Source organism: Streptosporangium sp. NPDC048886 (assembly GCF_055586905.1).
Genome location: NZ_JBVJHH010000044.1, coordinates 46,367 through 65,959, shown reverse-complemented (window position 1 = coordinate 65,959; position 19,593 = coordinate 46,367). Strand labels below are relative to the sequence as shown.

21 protein-coding genes are annotated in these 19,593 nt (G+C 72.4%); 6 read left to right on the top strand and 15 right to left on the bottom strand.

Translation table 11 applies throughout. The features are described 5' to 3' along the window. The 10 genes from trxA to menB form a co-directional block, all read right to left on the bottom strand. Positions 1 to 447 carry a thioredoxin gene (gene trxA / locus ACZ6R6_RS39485; protein WP_470102051.1) on the bottom strand — a complete coding sequence of 149 codons (447 nt, stop codon included), beginning with the start codon at positions 445 to 447 and terminating at the stop codon, positions 1 to 3. A 12-nt stretch (positions 448 to 459) separates the two neighbouring features. After that, entirely contained in the window at positions 460 to 3,066 is a 2,607-nt protein-coding gene (clpB, locus tag ACZ6R6_RS39480; protein WP_470102050.1) for an ATP-dependent chaperone ClpB, read from the bottom strand. After that, entirely contained in the window at positions 3,057 to 3,377 is a 321-nt protein-coding gene (locus ACZ6R6_RS39475; RefSeq protein ID WP_470102049.1) for a chaperone modulator CbpM, read from the bottom strand. The genes clpB and ACZ6R6_RS39475 overlap by 10 nt, the downstream gene beginning before the upstream one ends. A gap of 94 nt (positions 3,378 to 3,471) precedes the next feature. After that, positions 3,472 to 4,434 (bottom strand): DnaJ C-terminal domain-containing protein, encoded by a 963-nt coding sequence (locus ACZ6R6_RS39470; protein ID WP_470102048.1) that lies wholly within the window; start codon positions 4,432 to 4,434, stop codon positions 3,472 to 3,474. Beyond that, positions 4,431 to 4,955 (bottom strand): nucleotide exchange factor GrpE, encoded by a 525-nt coding sequence (locus ACZ6R6_RS39465; protein WP_470102047.1) that lies wholly within the window; start codon positions 4,953 to 4,955, stop codon positions 4,431 to 4,433. The genes ACZ6R6_RS39470 and ACZ6R6_RS39465 overlap by 4 nt, the downstream gene beginning before the upstream one ends. After that, the gene (dnaK, locus tag ACZ6R6_RS39460; protein WP_470102046.1) at positions 4,948 to 6,858 is read right to left on the bottom strand and encodes a molecular chaperone DnaK; all 1,911 of its coding nucleotides are present in this window, start codon (positions 6,856 to 6,858) and stop codon (positions 4,948 to 4,950) included. Before dnaK ends, ACZ6R6_RS39465 begins: the two co-directional genes overlap by 8 nt. Positions 6,859 to 7,068: 210 nt before the next feature. After that, a complete protein-coding gene (locus tag ACZ6R6_RS39455; protein WP_470102045.1) occupies positions 7,069 to 7,572 on the bottom strand; it encodes a YflT domain-containing protein in 504 nt (167 codons plus the stop codon). 78 nt (positions 7,573 to 7,650) lie between these two features. Next, positions 7,651 to 8,286: a DedA family protein gene (locus ACZ6R6_RS39450; RefSeq protein WP_470102044.1), complete on the bottom strand. Its 636-nt coding sequence runs from the start codon at positions 8,284 to 8,286 to the stop codon at positions 7,651 to 7,653. A 96-nt stretch (positions 8,287 to 8,382) separates the two neighbouring features. Beyond that, a complete protein-coding gene (gene menD, locus ACZ6R6_RS39445; protein WP_470102043.1) occupies positions 8,383 to 10,038 on the bottom strand; it encodes a 2-succinyl-5-enolpyruvyl-6-hydroxy-3-cyclohexene-1-carboxylic-acid synthase in 1,656 nt (551 codons plus the stop codon). A 129-nt stretch (positions 10,039 to 10,167) separates the two neighbouring features. Then, positions 10,168 to 10,995 (bottom strand): 1,4-dihydroxy-2-naphthoyl-CoA synthase, encoded by an 828-nt coding sequence (gene menB, locus ACZ6R6_RS39440; RefSeq protein ID WP_306875891.1) that lies wholly within the window; start codon positions 10,993 to 10,995, stop codon positions 10,168 to 10,170. A gap of 156 nt (positions 10,996 to 11,151) precedes the next feature. Between menB and ACZ6R6_RS39435 the strand changes: the two genes are divergently transcribed. The 3 genes from ACZ6R6_RS39435 to ACZ6R6_RS39425 all read left to right on the top strand — a co-directional run bounded on the left by ACZ6R6_RS39435 (position 11,152) and on the right by ACZ6R6_RS39425 (position 14,269). Continuing rightward, positions 11,152 to 12,327, top strand: coding sequence for an AMP-binding protein (locus ACZ6R6_RS39435; protein WP_470102065.1), 1,176 nt, complete (start codon positions 11,152 to 11,154; stop codon positions 12,325 to 12,327). Between the two features lie 50 nt (positions 12,328 to 12,377). Beyond that, positions 12,378 to 12,728, top strand: coding sequence for a hypothetical protein (locus ACZ6R6_RS39430; protein ID WP_470102042.1), 351 nt, complete (start codon positions 12,378 to 12,380; stop codon positions 12,726 to 12,728). 185 nt (positions 12,729 to 12,913) lie between these two features. Further along, positions 12,914 to 14,269, top strand: a complete 1,356-nt coding sequence (locus ACZ6R6_RS39425; RefSeq protein WP_470102041.1) for an RNA polymerase sigma factor — start codon at positions 12,914 to 12,916, stop codon at positions 14,267 to 14,269. Between the two features lie 154 nt (positions 14,270 to 14,423). Here ACZ6R6_RS39425 and ACZ6R6_RS39420 read toward each other — a convergent pair whose 3' ends face one another. The 3 genes from ACZ6R6_RS39420 to ACZ6R6_RS39410 form a co-directional block, all read right to left on the bottom strand. Next, a complete protein-coding gene (locus tag ACZ6R6_RS39420) occupies positions 14,424 to 14,726 on the bottom strand; it encodes a DMT family transporter (protein WP_470102040.1) in 303 nt (100 codons plus the stop codon). Positions 14,727 to 14,734: 8 nt separating this feature from the next. Then, on the bottom strand, positions 14,735 to 15,391 hold the full coding sequence (locus tag ACZ6R6_RS39415) for an FMN-dependent NADH-azoreductase (RefSeq protein WP_470102039.1): 657 nt from the start codon (positions 15,389 to 15,391) through the stop codon (positions 14,735 to 14,737). A 526-nt stretch (positions 15,392 to 15,917) separates the two neighbouring features. Then, positions 15,918 to 16,319 carry a hypothetical protein gene (locus tag ACZ6R6_RS39410; protein ID WP_470102038.1) on the bottom strand — a complete coding sequence of 134 codons (402 nt, stop codon included), beginning with the start codon at positions 16,317 to 16,319 and terminating at the stop codon, positions 15,918 to 15,920. Positions 16,320 to 16,469: 150 nt separating this feature from the next. On the opposite strand from ACZ6R6_RS39410, the gene ACZ6R6_RS39405 reads away from it, so the two are divergent. Continuing rightward, a complete protein-coding gene (locus ACZ6R6_RS39405; protein WP_470102037.1) occupies positions 16,470 to 17,075 on the top strand; it encodes a TetR/AcrR family transcriptional regulator C-terminal domain-containing protein in 606 nt (201 codons plus the stop codon). 387 nt (positions 17,076 to 17,462) lie between these two features. After that, positions 17,463 to 17,654, top strand: a complete 192-nt coding sequence (locus tag ACZ6R6_RS39400) for a DUF5999 family protein (RefSeq protein ID WP_012890661.1) — start codon at positions 17,463 to 17,465, stop codon at positions 17,652 to 17,654. Here ACZ6R6_RS39400 and ACZ6R6_RS39395 read toward each other — a convergent pair whose 3' ends face one another. Continuing rightward, the gene (locus ACZ6R6_RS39395) at positions 17,655 to 18,263 is read right to left on the bottom strand and encodes an alpha/beta hydrolase family protein (protein ID WP_470102064.1); all 609 of its coding nucleotides are present in this window, start codon (positions 18,261 to 18,263) and stop codon (positions 17,655 to 17,657) included. Between the two features lie 112 nt (positions 18,264 to 18,375). Here ACZ6R6_RS39395 and ACZ6R6_RS39390 point away from each other — a divergent pair, with 112 nt between their 5' ends. After that, on the top strand, positions 18,376 to 18,732 hold the full coding sequence (locus ACZ6R6_RS39390) for a hypothetical protein (RefSeq protein WP_470102036.1): 357 nt from the start codon (positions 18,376 to 18,378) through the stop codon (positions 18,730 to 18,732). 47 nt (positions 18,733 to 18,779) lie between these two features. Here the strand turns inward: ACZ6R6_RS39390 and ACZ6R6_RS39385 are convergent, their stop codons facing one another. After that, entirely contained in the window at positions 18,780 to 19,562 is a 783-nt protein-coding gene (locus ACZ6R6_RS39385; RefSeq protein WP_470102035.1) for a tetratricopeptide repeat protein, read from the bottom strand. Between the last annotated feature and the right edge of the window lie 31 nt (positions 19,563 to 19,593).

Genomic DNA, 19,593 nt, shown 5'->3' with positions numbered 1-19,593 from the left:
TCAGTCGCCCTCCCGTCCCGCCGTCGCGATCGCCCCGTCCACCCAGGTGCGCAGCTCGGCGGCCGGAGCGGCGCCCGCCCGCTCGGCCACGACCCGCCCGCCGCTCATCACCATCAGGTAGGGGATGTTGCGGACGGTGAAGCGCTCGGCGAGCTTGGGCGAGCGGTCCACGTCGACTTTGACGAGTTTCACCGTGCCCGCAAGGTCCTCGGCGACCCGGTCGAGCGCCGGGCTGACCATCCGGCAGGGCCCGCACCACGCCGCCCAGAAGTCCACGATCACCGGGACCGGCGAGCCCTCGGCCACCTCGGCGAAGTCGTCGTCGCCGGCCTCGGCCAGCCACGGCAGTGGCCGGTGGCACCTGCCGCAGCGCGGAGCGCTCGGCGCGGCCGCGGGGACCCTGTTCTTCTGCCCGCAGTTCTTACATTGCACGATATTTGATGACATGCCCGCTTCTCCTCACTCGTAGGTGACGACGAGCTCGCCTTCGGCCAGTCCGACCCGGACCACGGCGCCGTCGTGCACGTCACCGGTGAGCAGCGCACGGCCGATGCGGGTCTCGACCTCCCTGGCGATGAAGCGGCGCAGCGGGCGCGCGCCGTACACCGGGTCGTATCCCCGCTCGGCGATGTACCTGCGCGCGTCTTCGGAGACCTCCAGCCCTATCCCCCGCTCGTCGAGCCGCGCCCGCAGCTCACCGAACATCAGCTCGACGATGTGCTCGATCTCCTGCGGCGTGAGCGGCTTGAAGATCACGATGTCGTCGACGCGGTTGAGGAACTCGGGGCGGAAGTGCGAGCGCAGCTCCGCCATGACCTGCTCCTGCACGTCGTGCTTGATCTCCCCGCTCGGCGTGACGCCTTCGAGCAGGTAGATCGAGCCGATGTTGGAGGTCATGATCAGCACGGTGTTGCGGAAGTCGACGGTCCTGCCCTGCGCGTCGGTGAGCCGCCCGTCGTCCAGGACCTGCAGCAGCGTGTTGAAGACGTCGGGATGGGCCTTCTCCACCTCGTCGAAGAGCACCACCGAGTACGGCTTGCGCCGTACCGCCTCGGTGAGCTGGCCGCCCTCGTCGTACCCGACGTAGCCGGGAGGGGCGCCGACCAGACGGCTGACCGTGTGACGCTCCTGGTACTCGCTCATGTCGATGCGGATCATGTTGTCCTCGGTGTCGAACAACGCCGCCGCGAGTGCCTTGGCCAGCTCGGTCTTGCCCACACCCGTCGGTCCCAGGAAGATGAACGACCCGATCGGGCGGCGCGGGTCCTTGATGCCGGAGCGGGCCCTGATGACGGCGTCGGCCACCAGCCGCACCGCCTCGTCCTGGCCGATCACCCGCTCGTGCAGGATCTCGTCCAGGTGCAGGAGCTTCTCCCGCTCCCCCTCCTGCAGGCGGCTCACCGGGATGCCCGTCCACCTGGAGACGATCATCGCGATCTCGTCCTCGGTCACGACCTCACGCAGCAGCCGCCCGGCGCCCTGCTTGTCGCGCAGGCGCTCCTCCTCGGACTGCAGGCGCCGTTCGAGCTCGGGCAGCCTGCCGTGCCGCAGCTCGGCGGCGCGGTTGAGGTCGTAGTCGCGCTCGGCGCGCTCGGCCTCGGTGCGCACGCGTTCTATCTCCTCGCGCAGGCTCTGGACGCTGCGCAACACCTGCCGCTCGGCCTCCCACTGCGCCCGCATGGCGTCGGCCTCGGCCCGCAGGTCGGCGAGCTCCTTGCGCAGCTCCTCCAGGCGGGCCTTGCTCGCCTGGTCCTCCTCCTTGGCCAGCGCGGCCTCCTCGATCTCCAGCCGCATCACCCTGCGGGTGAGCTCGTCGAGCTCGGCGGGCATCGAGTCGATCTCGGTGCGGAGCATCGCGCAGGCCTCGTCCACCAGGTCGATGGCCTTGTCCGGCAGGAAGCGGTCGGAGATGTAGCGGTGGCTCAGCACGACGGCGGCCACCAGCGCCCCGTCCTGGATCGTCACCCCGTGGAAGACCTCCAGCCGCTCACGCAGGCCGCGCAGGATCGAGATGGCGTCCTCGACCGAGGGCTCGTCGACCATCACGGGCTGGAAGCGGCGCTCCAGGGCGGCGTCCTTCTCGATGTGCCTGCGGTACTCCTCCAGGGTCGTGGCCCCGATCATGTGCAGCTCGCCGCGGGCCAGCATGGGCTTGAGCATGTTGCCCGCGTCCATGGCGCCCTCGGCCGCGCCCGCGCCCACGACCGTGTGCAGCTCGTCGACGAACAGCAGGATCCGCCCCTCGGCGGCCACGACCTCGGTGAGCACCGCCTTGAGACGCTCCTCGAACTCGCCCCGGTACTTCGCGCCGGCCACGAGGGCGCCCATGTCGAGGCTGAAGACCGTCTTGTCCCTCAGCCCCTCGGGCACGTCACCGTTGTTGATCCGCTGGGCGAGGCCCTCGACGATGGCGGTCTTGCCGACTCCGGGGTCGCCGACCAGGACCGGGTTGTTCTTGGTCTTGCGCGACAGGATCTGGATGACGCGGCGGATCTCGCTGTCGCGCCCGACGACCGGGTCGAGCTTGCCGGCGGCGGCGTCGGCGACCAGGTCCCGGCCGTACTTCGCCAGCGCCTCATAGGCGACCTCGGGCATCGCCGAGGTGACCCGCTGGTGGCCGCGGACCGCGGTGAGCGCCTGGAGGAAGGCGTCCCTGCTCAGCCCCTGCTGGTGGAGCAGCCGTCCGGCGGAGCTCTCGCTGCCCTCCTCCAGCAGGGCGACGAGCAGGTGTTCCACCGAGACGTACTCGTCCTTGAGCCGGTCGGCCTCCCGCTTGGCCGCCTCCAGCAGGCGTGACAGGCGCCGGGTCACCCGGACCTGGCCGGGATCGACCCCGGGGCCGCCGACCCGGGGGCGGCGCCTCAGCTCGGCCTCCAGGTCGGCGACGAGCCGCTCCACGTCGACGTCGGACTTGAGGAGCAGACGAGGTATCAGGCCGTCGGGCTGATCCAGCAGCGCCAGCAGCAGGTGCTCCCCGTCGACGTCGGTGTGTCCGAAACGGAGCGCCTTGGTCTGCGCGTCGTGCAGCGCCTCCTGCGACTTCTGTGTCAGCTCGTTCACGTCCACTGCGGTCCTCCTGTAGTGCCTGTAGTGCGGGGACGGCTGCGCTGGGCCGCCTCCAGTTCCGCGATCCGGTCGAGCAGGTCCACCACGAGGCCGAGCGCGGCGTAGTTGAGCGCGAAAGCGGCGCGCAGGCGCTGGATCCGGGCCATGGCGTACACCTGGGACAGCGGGAACCACAGGTCCCCGGCCGCGTCGCGCTGCGCGTCGAGCACGCCGAGGGTGACGAGACGGCGCACCAGGTCCGGGTGGGTCCCGGTGGCCCAGGCGAACGCCTCCAGGTCCAGGCGCCGGGGCCGGGTCAGTGCGTAACTCATCGCCGCCTCCACGGAACGGGCCGCCGGGACCTCGCCGACGGCCGGGCCGGCACCGCCTCCGGAGCCGGCCGCCGAGACCTCGCCGGCGGGCGGGTCATCGCCCTCTCCTGGGATCGAACTCCGAGGCCGCGGCGAGCTGCTCGAACAGCCTCCGCTCCTGCTCCGACAGGGTGGGCGGGACCATGATCCGCACCTCGGCGAACAGATCGCCCGGTGTTCCTCTCGGGTTCGGCATCCCCCGGCCGCGCAGCCGCAGCCTCCGGCCGCTGGAGGTCCCGGCGGGCACCTTGACCTTGGCCTCGCCGCCCGGGGTGTCGACGGCGACGGACGCGCCGAGCGCCGCCTCCCACGAGCTGACCGGGAGGTGGAGGTGGATGTCGCGCCCCTCGACCCGGTAGCGGCGGTGCGGCGCGATCCTGACGATCAGGTAGAGGTCTCCGGCGGCGGCCCCGTCGCTGCCCCGGCCCCCCTGTCCCGCCAGGCGGATACGCTGCCCGTCGGTCACCCCCGCCGGCATGTTGACCTCGATCCGTCGGCCGCCCACGGTGATCGAGCGGCGTCCGCCCCGGTACGCCTCCTCCACGGTCAGCTCGATCTCGGCCTCCTGGTCGGCGCCGGGGATCGGCCCCCAGCCCCGGCCCGCCCGGCCGGCCCGGCCGCCGAACAGCCCCTCCAGGAGATCCTCGAAGTCGACGCCCTCCCCGAAGCCCGCCGCTCCACCCGGACCGGCTCCGGCCCCGGTTCCCGCCCTGGCCCCGGACCCGGCCCGCCTGCCCCGCCCGGCTCTGGCACGGGCCCAGGTCTCCGGGTCCACGTCCTCGGGCACCTGGCGGAAGTCCGCTCCGAACGCGTCGTAGCGGCGGCGCGTCCCAGGGTCGGACAGGACGCTGTATGCCTCCGAGATCTCCTTGAAGCGGTCTTCGGCGCCCGGGTCCTTGTTGATGTCGGGGTGGTAGGCCCGCGCGAGTTTGCGGTAGGCGCTCTGGATCTCCTCCTGGCCGGCGCCTCTCGGCACCCCGAGGATCTCGTAGAAGTCGCGGGGCGCGGCGGCCATCATTCCCCCTTGGCCACCACGACCAGTGCGGGCCGCAGCTGCTGCTCACCGTCTCCGTAGGCCGGCCGTACCACGTGCAGGACCGTCCCCTCGGGCACGTCCTCCTGCGCGAGCGTGGCCACTGCCTCGTGCCGCGCCGGGTCGAACACCGTCCCGGCGTCGTCCCGGCGTGGGAAGCCCAGGCGGGCGAGCACGTCCAGCGCCTGGTCCCCGATCGCCTGCAGCCCCTCGACGATGGCGGCCGGATCGCTCCCGGCGTGCTCCAGCGCGCGTTCCAGGTTGTCCAGCACGGGCAGCCACTCGGCGGCCGCCCGCGCCCGCTCCTCAGCCCGCACCCGCTCGGTGTCCCGGATGACCCGCTTGCGCAGATTATCGAGGTCGGCCAGGGCGCGCCGCCACCTGTCCTCCAGCTCCTCGTTCTGCCGCTGGAGCCCGGCGGCGCGGGCCTGGAGCTCCGCCACGTCCGGGGCGGCGCCCTCGGCGCCCTCCCGGGGGACGTCTTCCCGTCCAGGCGCGTCACTCATCGGTCGTGAACTCCGCGTCGATCACGTCGTCGTCCCCGCCCGCCCCCTGGCCGCCCTGCGGGCCCTGGGCTCCCGGAGCCCCCTGGGCGCTGCCCGCCGGCTGCCCGGCGGAGGCGACGGCGAGGCTCTGGTAGACCTGCTGCAGCTCCGAGGTCAGGGCCCGGAGCCGGTCGAGCGGGGTCTCCTGCTGCTTGACCGCCTCACGGGCGTCGTTGACGAGCATCTCGGCACGCGCCTTCTCGTGGACGGGCACCGCCTCCCCCAGCTCCTTCAGCCGCCGCTCCACCTGGTAGGCGGCGCTGTCGAGCTCGTTGCGCGCGTCGACCACCTGCCGCAGCCGCGCGTCCTCGTCCCGGTGCTGCTCGGCGTCGGCGACCATGCGCTCGACCTCGCGCTGGTCGAGGTTGGAGCTCTCGCTGATGGTGATCCGCTGTTCGGCGTTGGTGTCCTTGTCCCGGGCCGAGACGTTCACGATCCCGTTCGCGTCGACGTCGTAGGTCACCTCGATCTGGGGCTCGCCGCGCGGCGCGGGCCTGATGTTCTCCAGCCGGAACCGGCCGAGGACCCGGTTGTCGGCGGCGCGCTCGCGCTCCCCCTGAAGGACCACGACGTCGACGGCGCTCTGGTTGTCCTCGGCGGTGCTGAACACCTCGGTACGGCGGGCCGGGATCGTCGTGTTGCGGTCAATGACCTTGGTCATGATCCCGCCGAGCGTCTCGATGCCCAGCGAGAGCGGCGTCACGTCGAGCAGGACGACGTCCTGCATCTCACCCTTGATGACGGCCGACTGGACCGCGGCGCCCAGCGCCACGACCTCGTCGGGGTTGACCGTCATGTTCGGGTCCTTGCCGCCGGTCATGCGGCGCACCAGGTTCTGCACGGCGGGCATCCTGGTCGAGCCGCCCACCAGGATCACCTCGTCGATGTCGTTGGAGGTGAGCCTGGCGTCGGCTATCGCCTGCTCGACCGGCCCCTTGCAACGTTCCAGGAGGTCGGCCGTGATCTCCTCGAACGTCGCCCGCCGCAGCGTGGTGTTCAGGTGCTTGGGGCCGGAGGCGTCCGCGGTGATGAAGGGCAGGCTGATCTGCGTCTGGGTGACCGCCGACAGCTCGACCTTGGCCTTCTCCGCCGCCTCGAACAGCCGCTGCAGCGCCTGGGGGTCGTTGCGCAGGTCGATGCCGGTGTCGCGCTGGAACTCGTCGGCGAGGTGGTCGACGATGCGCCGGTCGAAGTCGTCGCCGCCCAGATGGGTGTCGCCCGAGGTCGACCGTACCTCGACGACGCCCTCGCCGATGGTGAGGATGCTGACGTCGAACGTCCCGCCGCCCAGGTCGAAGACGAGCACGGTCTCGTTCTCCTTGCGGTCCAGACCGTAGGCCAGGGCGGCCGCGGTGGGCTCGTTGACGATCCGCAGCACCTCCAGGCCCGCGATCCTCCCGGCGTCCTTGGTCGCCTGGCGCTGGGAGTCGTTGAAGTAGGCGGGCACGGTGATGACCGCCTCGGTGACCTTCTCCCCCAGGAACTTCGAGGCGTCGTCGACGAGCTTGCGCAGCACCTGGGCGGCGATCTCCTCCGGCGCGTAGAGCTTGTCGTGGACCTTGAAGCGCACCGCCCCGTCCGGTCCGGGCACCACGTCGAACGACACGGCGTTCATCTCGCTGGTGACCTCGTCGAAACGGCGCCCGATGAAGCGCTTGGCCGAGTAGATCGTTCCCTTGGGGTTGAGGATCGCCTGCCTGCGGGCCAACTGCCCGACCAGGCGCTCGCCCTGCTCGGTGAAGGCCACGACCGACGGCGTCGTCCGGGAACCCTCGGCGTTGGGGATCACCGTGGGCTGGTTGCCCTCCATCGTGGCGATCACCGAGTTGGTGGTGCCAAGGTCGATCCCGACCGCTCTTGCCATGCTGACCTCCAGTGTGGGCACTACAGCCGGCACTCGTCCTGCGGCGGGCCGGCCACATCTTCAGAGCTGGTGATCCCGCCCCCGTGAGCCGTGGGCCGGCCGGGACGGCGGGCGGCCCGCCGGGCCGGAGAGGCGGGCGGCCCCGGCCCGCGCCTCCATCGTCTGGAGGCGCTCTCCCGCCGCCGGAGCGCGCAGCCGGGACCCGCGCGTCTAGAACTGCGGGGCCTGCGGGGTCTGCGGGGCCTGCGCGACCTGCGGGGTGCCGACCTCCAGGAGCCTGCGCGCCTCGGCCGCGCGGTCGACCGTGACCAGCACCTGGTAGCGGTTGGCGACTATCGCGCTGGAGGACAGGAAATCCCGTTTGCCGCCGGTCAGCGCGTGACCGATCAGGCCGAAGATCGCTCCGGCGATGGCGCCCCAGACCAGTGCCCACAGCACCAGGAGGAAGGGGAACCGCCCGGGAGTGAAGATCGCGAGAAACAGGCCGATCAGCAGGCCGATCCAGGCACCCGAGGCCGCGCCCATGCCGGCGGCGCGCAGATAGGTCAGCCGGCCGAGCACTTTCTCGACGAGCCGGAGGTCCGTTCCGACGATCTTGGCGTGCTCGACCGGGAACTTCTGGTCGGAAAGGTAGTCGACGGCCCTCTGGGCCTCTTCGTAGGTGTTGTAGGAGGCCACCGGTTCGTAGGCGATCGACGTGGGCTCAGGTCGCATGGCGCTTCCCTTCACGATGAGTCTTACCTCCTCACCGTGACCGCGTCACTGCGGACCGCACATCCCCAGGTCTGGTAGTCACGCCGTGCCGGCGGGCTCCTCGGCCTCCTCGGCAACCATCTTGGCCGCCCGGCGCTTGACGAACAGCGTGGTCGCGACGCCGAACAGCACCGCCAGGCCCAGCCCCGCCCAGGAGAAGCCCTTGAGCCACTGCTCGGCGACCCTGCCCAGGTAGTAGACGACCGCGGTGGTCCCGCCCGCCCAGGCGATCCCGCCGAGCACGTTGGCGGTCAGGAACTTCCAGTACGGCATGCGCAGGGCCCCGGCGAGCGGACCGGCCAGGATGCGCAGCAGCGCGATGAACCGGCCGAAGAAGACCGTCCACATGCCGTAGCGCTCGAAGTAGCGCTCGGCCTTGGCGATGTGGGAGGGGCCGAAGTGCTTGGGGAACCTGCGGCCCAGCCGGTCGAACATGGGCTTGCCGCCCCTGCGGCCGATGGCGTAGCCGACGGAGTCGCCGACGACGGCCCCGACGGTGGCGCAGACGCCGACCCAGACCGGGCTGACCACGCCCTGTGCCGCCAGCAGCGCGGAGCTGACCAGGACGATCTCCCCGGGCAGCGGGATGCCCAAGCTCTCCAGCCCGATCACCAGTCCGACCAGGGCGCAGATCCACACAGGGGGGATCGCCTGGAGCCATTCGTCGACATGCATGACGGACACCTTATTCCGTCGGCCGGGCCGCTCCCGCCCCGTCGTCAGGCTCCCGGGCGGGGCCCGCCGCGGGGGCGTCCACCCTCCGCCGCGGCCTCACCCGACCTGGCGGATCGCGGCGTGGGCCGCGTCGCGCATCATGGCGTGCAGGACGGCGTTGGACTCCCGGTCGGTGCGGACCTCGACCATCCGCAGGCCCTCCCCGCGCAGCGCCTTGGACAGCTGCTCGGGCTCGCCGACGTAGGTGTACGGGGTGCCGGTGGCGGCGGCCACGTGAGCCAGGTCCACCCCGTGCCCGGTGCCGAAGACCCGCTCGAACGGGTCGCGCAGCGCGGCCTGGGGCAGCAGCGAGAAGATGCCGCCGCCGTCGTTGTTCACCACCACCAGGCACAGGTCGGGGCGGGGCTCGCGGGGGCCGAGGATCAACCCGTTCTGGTCGTGCAGGAAGGTCAGGTCGCCCATCAGCGCGTAGGCGGGGCCGTTGTGCGCCAGGGCCGCGCCCACGGCGGTGGACACCACGCCGTCGATCCCGGCGGCGCCCCGGTTGGCCAGGATCCGCAGGCCCCGGCGGGGGCGCATCGCCTGGTCCAGGTCGCGGATCGGCATGGAGGAGGCCGACAGCAGCAGCGACCCGTTGGGCAACAGGTCCGCCAGGTCGCGGGCCAGGCGCGGCTCGCTGAGCCCGGCGCCGTCCAGCACCTCGTCGATCGCGGCCCTGGCCGCGCCGTCGGCACGGCGCCAGGAGTGCAGCCAGGCGTCGTCGCCGGCGGCGACCGGGATCTCCACCGCCTGGGCCACCTGGGTGGCCGAGCGGGTCGGGTCGGGCCAGCGGGTCAGGTCGGGGGCGACCACGATGTGCTCGTCGGCGTGCCTGAGCCAGTTGAGCAGCGGCCGGGACAGCCCGGGGCGGCCCAGGGTGACCACCACCTCGGGCCGGTGCCGGTCGGCGAACTCCGGGGTGCCGAGCAGGAAGTGGTAGGCCGACATGGCGTGGTCGCCGTAGCGGGCGCCGCCGTTGGGCTCCGACAGCACCGGCCAGCCCGCCATGCCCGCCGCCGCGACGTATCTGCGCACGTTGGCGGCGCCGTCGCCGACGACCAGCACGCCCCGCCTGGTCGGCGGCAGGTGCAGCGCCACCGCGGGGGGCGCCACCCGGGCCCGGATCCAGGGCCCGTTGGCGTCGCCCTCCAGGGACTCGCACCAGGAGGCGTCGCCGTCGGGGATGAGCGGCTCGCGGAAGGCCAGGTTCAGGTGGACCGGGCCGGGGTCGGACGGGCCCATCGAGCGCTGGTAGGCGCGGCAGGCCAGCGACCGCCAGTAGGCGACCTGGCCGGGCCGCTCCTCCGGCACGCCGACCTCGCTGAACCAGCGGACCGCGGTGCCGTACAGCTTGATCTGGTCGATGGTCTGGCTGGCGCCGGTGTCGCGCAGCTCGGGCGGCCGGTCGGCGGTCAGCAGCAGCAGCGGCACCCCCGACTCGTGCGCCTCGATGACCGCCGGGTGGAAGTTCGCCGCGGCGGTGCCGGAGGTGCAGATCAGCGCGACCGGGCGCGCGCCGCGCCGGGCCAGGCCCAGCGCGAGGAAGGAGGCCGAGCGCTCGTCGATGCGCACGTGCAGCCGGACCCGGCTGTCGGCGTGCACGGCCAGGGCCAGCGGGGCCGAGCGGGAGCCGGGTGCGAGCACCACGTCCGTGAGACCGCAGCGCACGAGCTCGTCGACCAGCACCGTCGCGAGCGCGGTGGCGGGATTCACCGCACTGCCTCCTCTAGCCGTCGCACCCCGGAAGGTGGCTGTCTCTCACACCCTGCCGGGGGTGCCCCGCCCGCCGGGGGGCGGGGCGCCCGGGGGCCGGCGCCCCTCTGCCTCATCGCGGCCGGCTCGTCACGGCCGGCGCGGGAACTTGCCGAAGTCGGGGGCGCGCTTCTCCTTGAAGGCGTCGCGACCCTCCTGCGCCTCCTCGCTCATGTAGTAGAGCAGGGTGGCGTCACCGGCGAACTGCTGCATGCCGGCGGCCCCGTCGGTCACCGCGTTCAGCGCGCCCTTGAGCATGCGCAGCGCCAGCGGCGACTTCTCCAGCATCTCCCGGGCCCAGGCGACCGTCTCCTCCTCCAGCCGCTCCAGGGGGACGACCGCGTTGACCAGGCCCCAGTTCAGGGCGGTCTGCGCGTCGTACTGGCGGCACAGGTACCAGATCTCGCGGGCCCGCTTCAGGCCGACGGTCTCGGCCAGCAGCCAGGAGCCGTAGCCTCCGTCGAAGGAGCCGACCTTGGGACCGGTCTGGCCGAAGACCGCGTTCTCGGCGGCGATGGACAGGTCGCAGCAGACGTGCAGCACGTGGCCGCCGCCGATGGCGTAGCCCGCGATCATCGCGATGACCGGCTTGGGGCAGCGGCGGATCTGCACCTGCAGGTCGAGCACGTTGAGCCGGCCCACGTGCGGGGTGGACTTGTCGACGTAGCCGTCGTCGCCGCGGATCTTCTGGTCGCCGCCGGAGCAGAAGGCCCTGTCCCCCGCGCCGGTGAAGATGATCACGCCGACCCCGGGGTCCTCCTGGGCGACGTTGAAGGCGTGTCTGAGCTCGAAGAGCGTCGTCGGGCGGAAGGCGTTGTGCCGCTCCGGCCGGTTGATCGTGATCTTGGCGATGCCCTCGGCGGTCTCGTAGACGATGTCCTCGTACTCGCCCGACCGCTCCCAGTCGGCGGCGCGCACCTGGACGCTCGCCGGCACGGGACCCGCCTCGCCCGTCACTTGCTCGCCCGTGCCCGGTTCGGCTCGCTCCGTGCTCACGATCGTCTGGCCCCTTCCGCTGTGCCGAGGTGCCCCTCGGCTGTTGTCCGGCTTGTCGGCACTAACCTTACGACTGTGATGACCGGTTCCGTGCACCCGGAGCAGCCTCGACCGCAACGGGAGCTGCACGCCGTCGTGCTGCCACCCGGGCCCGAGCTGTTCCAGGCCGTCGACGCGGCGCTCGACGGCCGGGGCCCCGCCGTGCTGCCCCTGTCGCCCGCCCTGCCCGCCCCGGCGCTGCGGGCCACGCTGGAGGCGCTGCGCCCCACCCACGTCAACGGCGTACGGCACGCGCACGGCGTGGGGGTCCCCTCCGAGGTGGCCGTGGTCATCGCCACCAGCGGCACGACCGGCGTCCCCAAGGGGGTCCAGCTGTCGGCCGCGGCCCTGCGCGCCTCCGCCTCGGCCTCGCTGCGCCGGCTGGGCGCCCGGCCCGGCGAGCGCTGGCTCTGCTGCCTGCCGCCCTCCCACGTGTCGGGCCTGCAGGTGCTGGTCAGGTCGCTGCTGAGCGAGACCGTGCCCGTCGTGCACGACGGCTTCTCCCCCGAGGCGGTCCTCGCCAGCGGCGCCGACCACGTCTCCCTGGTGCCGACCCAGCTGCGCCGGCTGCTGCCGGCGGACCTGTCGGTCTTCAGGACGATCCTGCTCGGCGGCGCCGCCGCACCCGCGGACCTGCTCGCGGCGGCCCGCGCCGCCGGCGCCCGGGTGGTCACCACCTACGGCATGAGCGAGACCTGCGGCGGGTGCGTCTACGACGGCGAGCCCCTGCAGGACGTGGATCTGAAGATCGGCGACGACGGCCGGATCCGTCTCGCCGGCCCCGTGCTGTTCTCCGGCTACCGGCTCCGCCCCGACCTCACCGCCGCCGCCCGGGACGGCGACTGGTTCCTCACCTCCGACCTCGGCACCCTGACCGGCGGGCGGCTGCGCGTCCTGGGCCGGGCCGACGACGTCATCAACACCGGCGGCGAGAAGGTCGTCGCGGCGGCCGTGGCCGCCGTCGTGGCCGAGCATCCGGCGGTCGCCGACGCCGCCGTGGTCGGCCGCCCCGACCCCGAATGGGGCGAGCGGGTGGTCGCCGTCGTCGTCTCGGCCGCTCCCCCGTCGCTGGCCGAGCTCCGCGCCTTCGCCAAGGAGCGGCTGCCCGCCTACGCCGCCCCCGCCGAGCTGATCGTCCTGCCCGAAATACCACTTTTGCCCAATGGCAAGCCAGACCTCGCGACCCTCCGTTATGGTCTTCGACGGGAACCATAGGGACGGCTCCGCACGTCAAACAGACAGCCGAAGCAGGAAGGACGAGCCCGATGAACATAACCCGCAAGACGTGGGTGTCCGCCGGCATCGTCAGCGTGGTCCTCGCCGGCGGCATATCCGTCGCGGCGGCCGCCGCGACGGGCAGGATCAGCAAGAACGGCGACCCCGTGCCCGCACTGGAGGGCAACCAGCCCGCCTCTGAGGGCGCGCCGGCCACCCCTGCCACACCGGACCCGGCGGCCTCCCGGGAGACGGTCCCGCCCGCGGAGGGCTACGTGGTCTCCAGGGATGTCAACCCCGACCCGGAGAAGGTCACGCGCTACTGGACCGAGCAGCGGCTGGAAGACGCCCAACCGTTACCCATGCCCGCGGTCGAAGGACCTGTGAACGTCACCGAATAGGCCATACCAGCCGCTCAGACGGGGTGGATCGCGGTAATGGCGATCCACCCATCATATTTTCCCCGTCAAGTCGGGAACAGAAAGTTCTTGGCTGGGGTTATTGGTACTGGTGCGCAGAGCGGCTCCCTCGCCGTCCCACCCCACAACCTGTAAGCAGAAGACTCCGTGATGGAGGAGGTGTCCTCATGCCCCAAACCGCCGTGGCGTCCTCACCTGAGGCCCCGACGACCCTCGAACAGCTCCTTGACCGAGGGCGAGTCCAGGGTCACCTTTCACTCGCGGAGCTGCGTCACGCCTTCGCCGAGGCAGGGATCAGCCCGACCGAAGGCAGGTCGATCCTGCGGGAGCTCACCGAGGCGGGCGTCAGCCTGGCCGCCGAGAACGAGCCCACGCTCGCGGCCTCCGCCAAGAAGTCGGCCGCCAAGACCGCCACCCGTAAGACCGCCGCCCGCAAGGCGAAGGCCACGCCCGACAGGCCCGTCCAGGACAAGAAGGCGGTCGTCGCCCGGACCGAGCCCGCCGCCAAGGACGTCAAGAACGTCGACTCCGAGATCGACGAGGACGAGTGGGCCGCCGCCGAGGAGGCCGAGCTGGAGGCCGAGCCGACCCTGGACCTGGACGACCAGTCCTCGGTCATGGGCGACTCGGTGCACACCTACCTCAAGTCGATCGGCCGCCGCACGCTGCTGACCGCCGCCCAGGAGGTCGAGCTCGCCAAGCGGATCGAGGCGGGCCTGTACGCCGAGTCCAAGCTGGAGGCCGAGCCGGGTCTGTCCGCCGCCATGCGCGACGACCTGGAGTGGGTGGCCGAGGACGGCCGCCGCGCCAAGGACCACATGCTGGAGGCCAACCTCCGGCTGGTCGTCTCGGTGGCGAAGAAATACACCGACCGCGGCATGGCCCTGCTCGACGTGGTCCAGGAGGGCAACCTCGGCCTGATCCGCGCGGTGGAGAAGTTCGACTACACCAAGGGCTACAAGTTCTCCACCTACGCCATGTGGTGGATCCGGCAGGCCATCCAGCGCGGTTTCGCCGACTCCGCCCGCACCATCCGGCTGCCGGTCCACGTGCTGGAGATGCTGTCCAAGCTGTCGCGCGTCGAGCGTGACATGCACCAGCGTCTCGGCCGCGAGCCCACGCCCGAGGAGCTGGCGGTCGAGCTGGACAAGACTCCCGACCAGATCGAGGAGCTGCTGCGCACCAGCCGCCAGCCGATCAGCCTCAACGCCACCATCGGCGAGGACGGCGAGACCACCATCGGCGACCTCATCGAGGACGTCGACTCGCCCGAGGCCTCCGAGGTGGTGGACCGCCAGCTGCTCGGCGAGCAGCTGCGCGGCGTGCTCGGCAACCTCTCCCCCCGGGAGGCGAAGATAATGGCCCTGCGTTTCGGCCTCGTCGACGGCAAGCCCCACACCCTCGACGAGATCGGCAAGCACCTCGGCCTGACCCGCGAGCGCATCCGCCAGCTGGAGAAGGAGTCCCTCTCCAAGCTGCGCCACCCCAGCAACACCCGTCCGCTGCTCGACTGGGCCAGCTGACCGCCTCAGGCGCCGCCGCGACCGTCCGCGGCGGCGCCTCGCCATGTCCGGCCCCGGCCGGGCCCGGCGAGCCCCAGACGGCTCCGGCGGGAGCCGCTCCCGCGCCGGCCGCCGGCCGTGCGACCGGCCCGCCGGCGGATCCCCCACAGGCCGGTCAGCCGGCCAGCCGGGCCAGCACGATCCCGCCGACGATCAGCGCGAGCGCCGCCAGACGCCCGGCGCTCAGCGGGTCGCCGTGCAGCGCGACCCCCAGCCCGATGGCGCCGATGGCGCCGATGCCGGTGAACACGGCGTAGGCCGTGCCGACGGGGAGGGTCTGCATGGACTTCGACAGCAGCCAGACCGCGACGGCGGCCAGCGCGAAGCAGATCACCGTGGGGATCGGCCGGGTGAACCCCTCGGTCGGCTTGATGCTCTGTGACCAGGCGATCTCCACCAGCCCCGCCAGTACGAGCATGACCCAGTTCATTGCCGGACCGGCTCTGCGGCCAGCTCCACGGCCAGCTTGCGCGCGGCGGCGAGGGACTTCTCGTGCTCGCCCCGCGCGCCGGCCAGCAGGGGGTCGACCAGCGAGTTGGTCAGCTCGGCGTGGACGAACGTGACGTCCTCGACAGCGAAGTGTCCGAGGAAGAAGTCACGCAGGTAACGCTCCTCGTGGTCGAAGGGCTCCCGGGGCGTGCCGGGGCCGTAGGCCCCTCCCCGCGCGCCCGTGACGACGAACCTCCGGCCCGTCAGCTTCATCCGGGGGAAGGTCACCTGGTCGATCCAGGCCTTCAGCGCCGAGGGGAGCGCGTAGTTGTACATCGGCGTGCCGATCAGCACGACGTCGGCGGCCACCAGTTCGGCGAGGAGCGGTTCGATGATCGCCCAGGCCTCTTCCTGGGCCGGGGTCCGCACCGCCTCCCGGTAGCGGCCGATGTCGGTGATGCCGTAGGCCATGACGTTGTCGCAGATCTCCGTCCAGGCCTGCCCGATGTGCGGGACGGGGTCGGCCGCGAGGTCCCGGTAGGTGTATCCGCCCCCGGGATTGGCGGCGCGCCATGCCCCGGCGAACGCCTCCGACAGCTCGCGGGAGAAGGACGTGCGACGGGCGCTGGCGTCCAGGTGCAGCAGGTGGCTCATGGCTCTCCGTTCCATCAATAAGTGGACGTTATGTCCGCTTAGCATCGTAACGTCAAGCGGACATCATGTCCACTTAACTGCTCGGAGACCTCGCCCCTGCCGGCCGAACATGGAGTGAAGGCGCAGAACGGGATCACGGCCTCGCCCTGCGTGACGTGGGCGGTCGCGGCGGCGACGGAGCCCACCGGGCACGGCGTAGGCGGTCGCGGCGACGGAGCTCGCCAGGCACGGCGTAGGCGGTCGCGGCGGCGACGGAGCTCGCCGTACAGCCGGCCTCGGCGACTCCCCGGTTCAGGATCTGCGGTTCGGGATCTGCGGTTCGGGATCCGCCCACCGGCCGCCTCCTGCAGGACAGCGGCAGGTCGCGGGCCACGGCGTCGTGGCGCCGCCCGTACGGCGAATGCGTCTTCTCGGCCGGGAACGGCGACACACGCGTGCCCGCCTCGGGCACGCCGGAAAAACACGACACCCGCCGCGCGGTCGCGCGGCGGGTGTCGTGGAGAAACAGTCGCCCGAGAGGGCTCGGTCAGCGCGCGGCGGCGGTGACCGGACGCGGGACGCGGGCGATGCCGGTCAGGCGGTTCTGCTCGCGGAGGGTGCGCAGGCGGTCGACCTCGGCGGTCCACTCGGCGCCCTTCGGGGTGGCCCTGCCCTTGCGGCGGCGGATCCGGTCCTCGTAGGACTTCACGCCGAACGTCGCCCGCTGGTTGGCCTCGGCGGCGCGCAGCGCATCGGTCAGGGCCTTGTCGAAGGCCCGGCCCGCGGCCCGGAGCTCCTCGGGGGAGGCCGCGGCGGCCTGGACCCGGCGGAGCTCGGCCTCCGCCGCGCGCGCCTTCTCCAGGAGCTCGGGGAAGCTCTTCCCGACCTCCTGGTCAGCGTGGTAACGGACCTCCGCCTCCCGGCTCACGCTCGGTCGGAAAAACGCCATCGTCTGCCCTCTCCCATCCATCGCCGGGCATTCCCCGGCAGATCACAGCCCGTAGCCTACGCCGTCCGCTCCCACCCCACACACTCAGGCGCCGCCCTGCCCGGCGCGTCCGCCTTTACGCAGTAAGGTTCGGAGTGGCAGGATGTCCCCATGCCTGCCAAGCGACCGCCCATCCCGCTCTCCAGAGAGCGCATCATCGAGGCTGCCCTGCACATCGCCGACAGCCAGGGGCTGCGGCGGCTGACGATGCGGCGACTGGGCGACGCGCTCCAGGTCGAGGCGATGGCCATCTACCACCATCTGCCGCGGGGCAAGGACGCCCTCATGGACGCGCTCGCCGAACACGTCACCACCGTGCACGCCGAGCCGGGCCAGACCTGGCAGGACAGCGCGAGGGCGTGGTGCCGAGCGAGCCGGGCCGCGCTGCGGGAGCATCCGGGGGTGCTGGCGCTGGCGCTGACCAAGCCGGCCAAGGGCCGCGCGGCGATCGCGGTGCGGGAGCAGACCGACCAGCTCGCCGACGCGGGGCTGCCCGACGCGGCGCGGGCCGTGCGGGCGATGCGGGCCTACGTCTTCGGCGCGGTGGCGGTGGAGGTGCAGCAGTCCGGCTGGGCCGAGCCGGCGGGCGATGACGACGAGCCGTGGCGCCCGCCGTCGCAGGGCGGTGGCAGCCCGGCGGCCGACGACGACTTCGAGCTGGGCCTGGAGGCGCTCCTGGCGGGTCTGACCAGGTCAGGTGGCGTCAGAAAGTCGTAACCGATCGTTTACCGGCCCGGCGGCGTGTCGCACTTGGCCGGTTATCCGGCTATGAGGCATGCTGTGCTATAGGTCACACCCCCGAAGATCCCCTTCAGGACTCACCCTTTTCACGTCCGCAAACAGTCCTAACGGGCTATGTCGCCGGGTGCGACCAGATCCCACACTTGTGCGTGCGGTCAGATCGCACGCTCGAGGGTGTGATCCGACCGTATGTTTGATCTGCTTGATGTGCGGGCCTCACCCAGCCCGAGGCGCGCATGGCCATATGTCAATCCAGATGCTCCTCCCCCCGTCACAGGTGGGAACGGAACCCATCGGGACGGTGCCCGCCGGCCTCCGATGCGGATTCCGGTGAGCCGACAAGAGAGATCCGGAGGCACGCCGATGTGCCCGCACCAGCCGTCCTGCCCGTCCGCCGAGGCGCTGGACCGCGAAGCCGCCCGCACGATGGCAGCCCACCCCGAGCAGGGTTGGAGCCTGCTCTGCAACGGTGTGGTGCTGTTCGAGGACACCGGCGAGCTCCTGCCCGACGGTGCCGTCATCGAGCCGCACCGGCCCCTGGCCGGCGTCGCCTGATCATCGCGCCGGGCGCGGCCGCATCCTCGCCCCGAGCCACTCCGCGACGATCTCGCCTACGCGGGCGGGGTCCTTCTTGAGATCGTGACCCTCCCCCGGCAGCACCGCCAGGCGCGCGGCGTCCGCCACCTCGGGCACGCCGAACGGGTCGCGATCTCCGTTCACCACCAGCACGTCCACGCCCGCCGCGCGCAGCTCCCCGGCGCGGGAGCGCTCCGGCCTGCCCGGTGGATGGAGCGGGAAGGCCAGCGCGACGACCGCCTCGGCCCCGACCTCCAGGGCCGTACGGCAGGCGACCCGGGCCCCGTTGCTCCGCCCTCCCTGGACGAGCGGCAGCCCCGGACAGCGCTCCCGGAGCCCGGCGACCAGCGCCACCCATGCCTCGTCCTGCTTGACCGCCGAGCCCGGGGCCCGGGCCCCCCGCAGCCGGAACGGCTGGAGCACGCGGGCCACCGTCCCGCCGATCCCCGTCACGGCCTCCCGTACGGCCAGCAGGTCCGGAGCGTCCACTCCCCCGGCCGAGCCGTGGGTGAGCACCAGCAGGAAACGCGGGTCGGTGACCTCGTCCAGCTCCGCCAGGGCCGGGCCGTGCGGGGTCATGATCTCCATGGCAGGGGCCGTGCTCCGGATGGACACAGATCTAGTCCTAACGGCTGATGCCAGCGGCCGCGTGCGGGCGGAGAATCGGGACGTGCAGGATCACCAAGATATCCGACAGGACATGCGCGCCACCATCGAGGCCCGGCGGGAGCTCGGTCCGGAGTATGAGAGCGCGCTGGTGGAGGCGTTCGTCGAGCGTCTCGACGCGAGCATCGCCGCCCGCGTGCGGGCCGAGATGCACCTCGCCGGAGGCCACCCCCACCCGGGCCGCTACTCGGAGCCCCACCCCGGGCACCCGCCCCGGCAGCGGAAGGGAAGCTCCTCCACCGCGATCGCGCTGGGCTCGATGGGCATCGGCATCCCGCTGACCGCCATCGCCGCCGGCGAGGCGGGCACCGCGGGCCTGCTGCTGGCCTGGGGCGGCATCGTGGTGATCAACATCGCCCACGCGATCAGCCGCTGGCGCGGCCGCGACTGAGCCCGGCGGGCCGGCGGAGCCGGCCCGGCAAGAGATCGGCGGGGGGATCAGGCGCCGCGGTTCAGCCTGAGGCGGACGTCCTCGGCGAGCCGCTCGTCAGGGCTGTCCAGGCCATAGCGCCAGACCTGTTCGGCGTCCTCGTCACGGCCCCGCAGCGGGAGGGTGCGGGCCAGCAGCTCGATGGCCAGCGCACCGGTCTCGGCCTCGCCGCCCTCCTCGACCGCCCCGGCGAACTCCGCGCACGCCAGCTCCAGATGCACGATGCCGAGCAGGACCCGGAGCCTGGGCACGTCGGCCACCTCGGCCACCGAGAGCGCCTCCAGGAGCACCTCGACGGCCTCGCCCGCCTCCCCCTCCTCCATCAGCAGCTCGGCCAGCCCCTGGGCGGCGTGGGAGGCGATCTCCGGGTGGGCGGTCTCCAGCGCGGCCCGCAGGGCCTCCTCGGCCTCCTGCCGCCCCTCCGCGAGCCTGGCCAGCGCCATGTACGCCAGCGGGAGGTAGGTGGGGTTCCCGACGCCGAGGGCGGCCTGCCAAGCGGCCCGGGCCTGGTCGGGCAGGTCCTCGCGCTCGAAGCTGCGGGCGAGCAGGCAGGCGGCCTGCGCGGCGAACTCCGGATGCCCGGTCACCAGCGCGGTGCGGGCCGCGGCCCGGGCGCCCGCCACGTCTCCGCGCTCCTGGAGCACCACCGCCAGCCCCACCGCCGCCTGCGCCCGGTCGGGCTCGGCGGGGTCGGCGGCCAGCGCTGTGAAGATCGTTGCCGCGCCGTCCAGGTCGCCGCTCTCGGCCAGTCTCCGCGCGGTGTCCAAGGGGTGCGTGTCCACCTCTGGCATGTAGGGTCCTCCCGGGTAAAGGAATGCCCCG

Coding starts and splice junctions, on each gene's coding strand:
- trxA (WP_470102051.1), bottom strand. CDS start 447: ATGTCATCAAATATCGTGCAATGTAAGAACTGCGGGCAGAAGAACAGG.
- ACZ6R6_RS39475 (WP_470102049.1), bottom strand. CDS start 3,377: ATGAGTTACGCACTGACCCGGCCCCGGCGCCTGGACCTGGAGGCGTTC.
- ACZ6R6_RS39470 (WP_470102048.1), bottom strand. CDS start 4,434: ATGATGGCCGCCGCGCCCCGCGACTTCTACGAGATCCTCGGGGTGCCG.
- ACZ6R6_RS39465 (WP_470102047.1), bottom strand. CDS start 4,955: ATGAGTGACGCGCCTGGACGGGAAGACGTCCCCCGGGAGGGCGCCGAG.
- dnaK (WP_470102046.1), bottom strand. CDS start 6,858: ATGGCAAGAGCGGTCGGGATCGACCTTGGCACCACCAACTCGGTGATC.
- ACZ6R6_RS39455 (WP_470102045.1), bottom strand. CDS start 7,572: ATGCGACCTGAGCCCACGTCGATCGCCTACGAACCGGTGGCCTCCTAC.
- ACZ6R6_RS39450 (WP_470102044.1), bottom strand. CDS start 8,286: ATGCATGTCGACGAATGGCTCCAGGCGATCCCCCCTGTGTGGATCTGC.
- ACZ6R6_RS39435 (WP_470102065.1), top strand. CDS start 11,152: ATGACCGGTTCCGTGCACCCGGAGCAGCCTCGACCGCAACGGGAGCTG.
- ACZ6R6_RS39430 (WP_470102042.1), top strand. CDS start 12,378: ATGAACATAACCCGCAAGACGTGGGTGTCCGCCGGCATCGTCAGCGTG.
- ACZ6R6_RS39425 (WP_470102041.1), top strand. CDS start 12,914: ATGCCCCAAACCGCCGTGGCGTCCTCACCTGAGGCCCCGACGACCCTC.
- ACZ6R6_RS39420 (WP_470102040.1), bottom strand. CDS start 14,726: ATGCTCGTACTGGCGGGGCTGGTGGAGATCGCCTGGTCACAGAGCATC.
- ACZ6R6_RS39415 (WP_470102039.1), bottom strand. CDS start 15,391: ATGAGCCACCTGCTGCACCTGGACGCCAGCGCCCGTCGCACGTCCTTC.
- ACZ6R6_RS39410 (WP_470102038.1), bottom strand. CDS start 16,319: ATGGCGTTTTTCCGACCGAGCGTGAGCCGGGAGGCGGAGGTCCGTTAC.
- ACZ6R6_RS39405 (WP_470102037.1), top strand. CDS start 16,470: ATGCCTGCCAAGCGACCGCCCATCCCGCTCTCCAGAGAGCGCATCATC.
- ACZ6R6_RS39400 (WP_012890661.1), top strand. CDS start 17,463: ATGTGCCCGCACCAGCCGTCCTGCCCGTCCGCCGAGGCGCTGGACCGC.
- ACZ6R6_RS39395 (WP_470102064.1), bottom strand. CDS start 18,263: ATGGAGATCATGACCCCGCACGGCCCGGCCCTGGCGGAGCTGGACGAG.
- ACZ6R6_RS39390 (WP_470102036.1), top strand. CDS start 18,376: ATGCGCGCCACCATCGAGGCCCGGCGGGAGCTCGGTCCGGAGTATGAG.
- ACZ6R6_RS39385 (WP_470102035.1), bottom strand. CDS start 19,562: ATGCCAGAGGTGGACACGCACCCCTTGGACACCGCGCGGAGACTGGCC.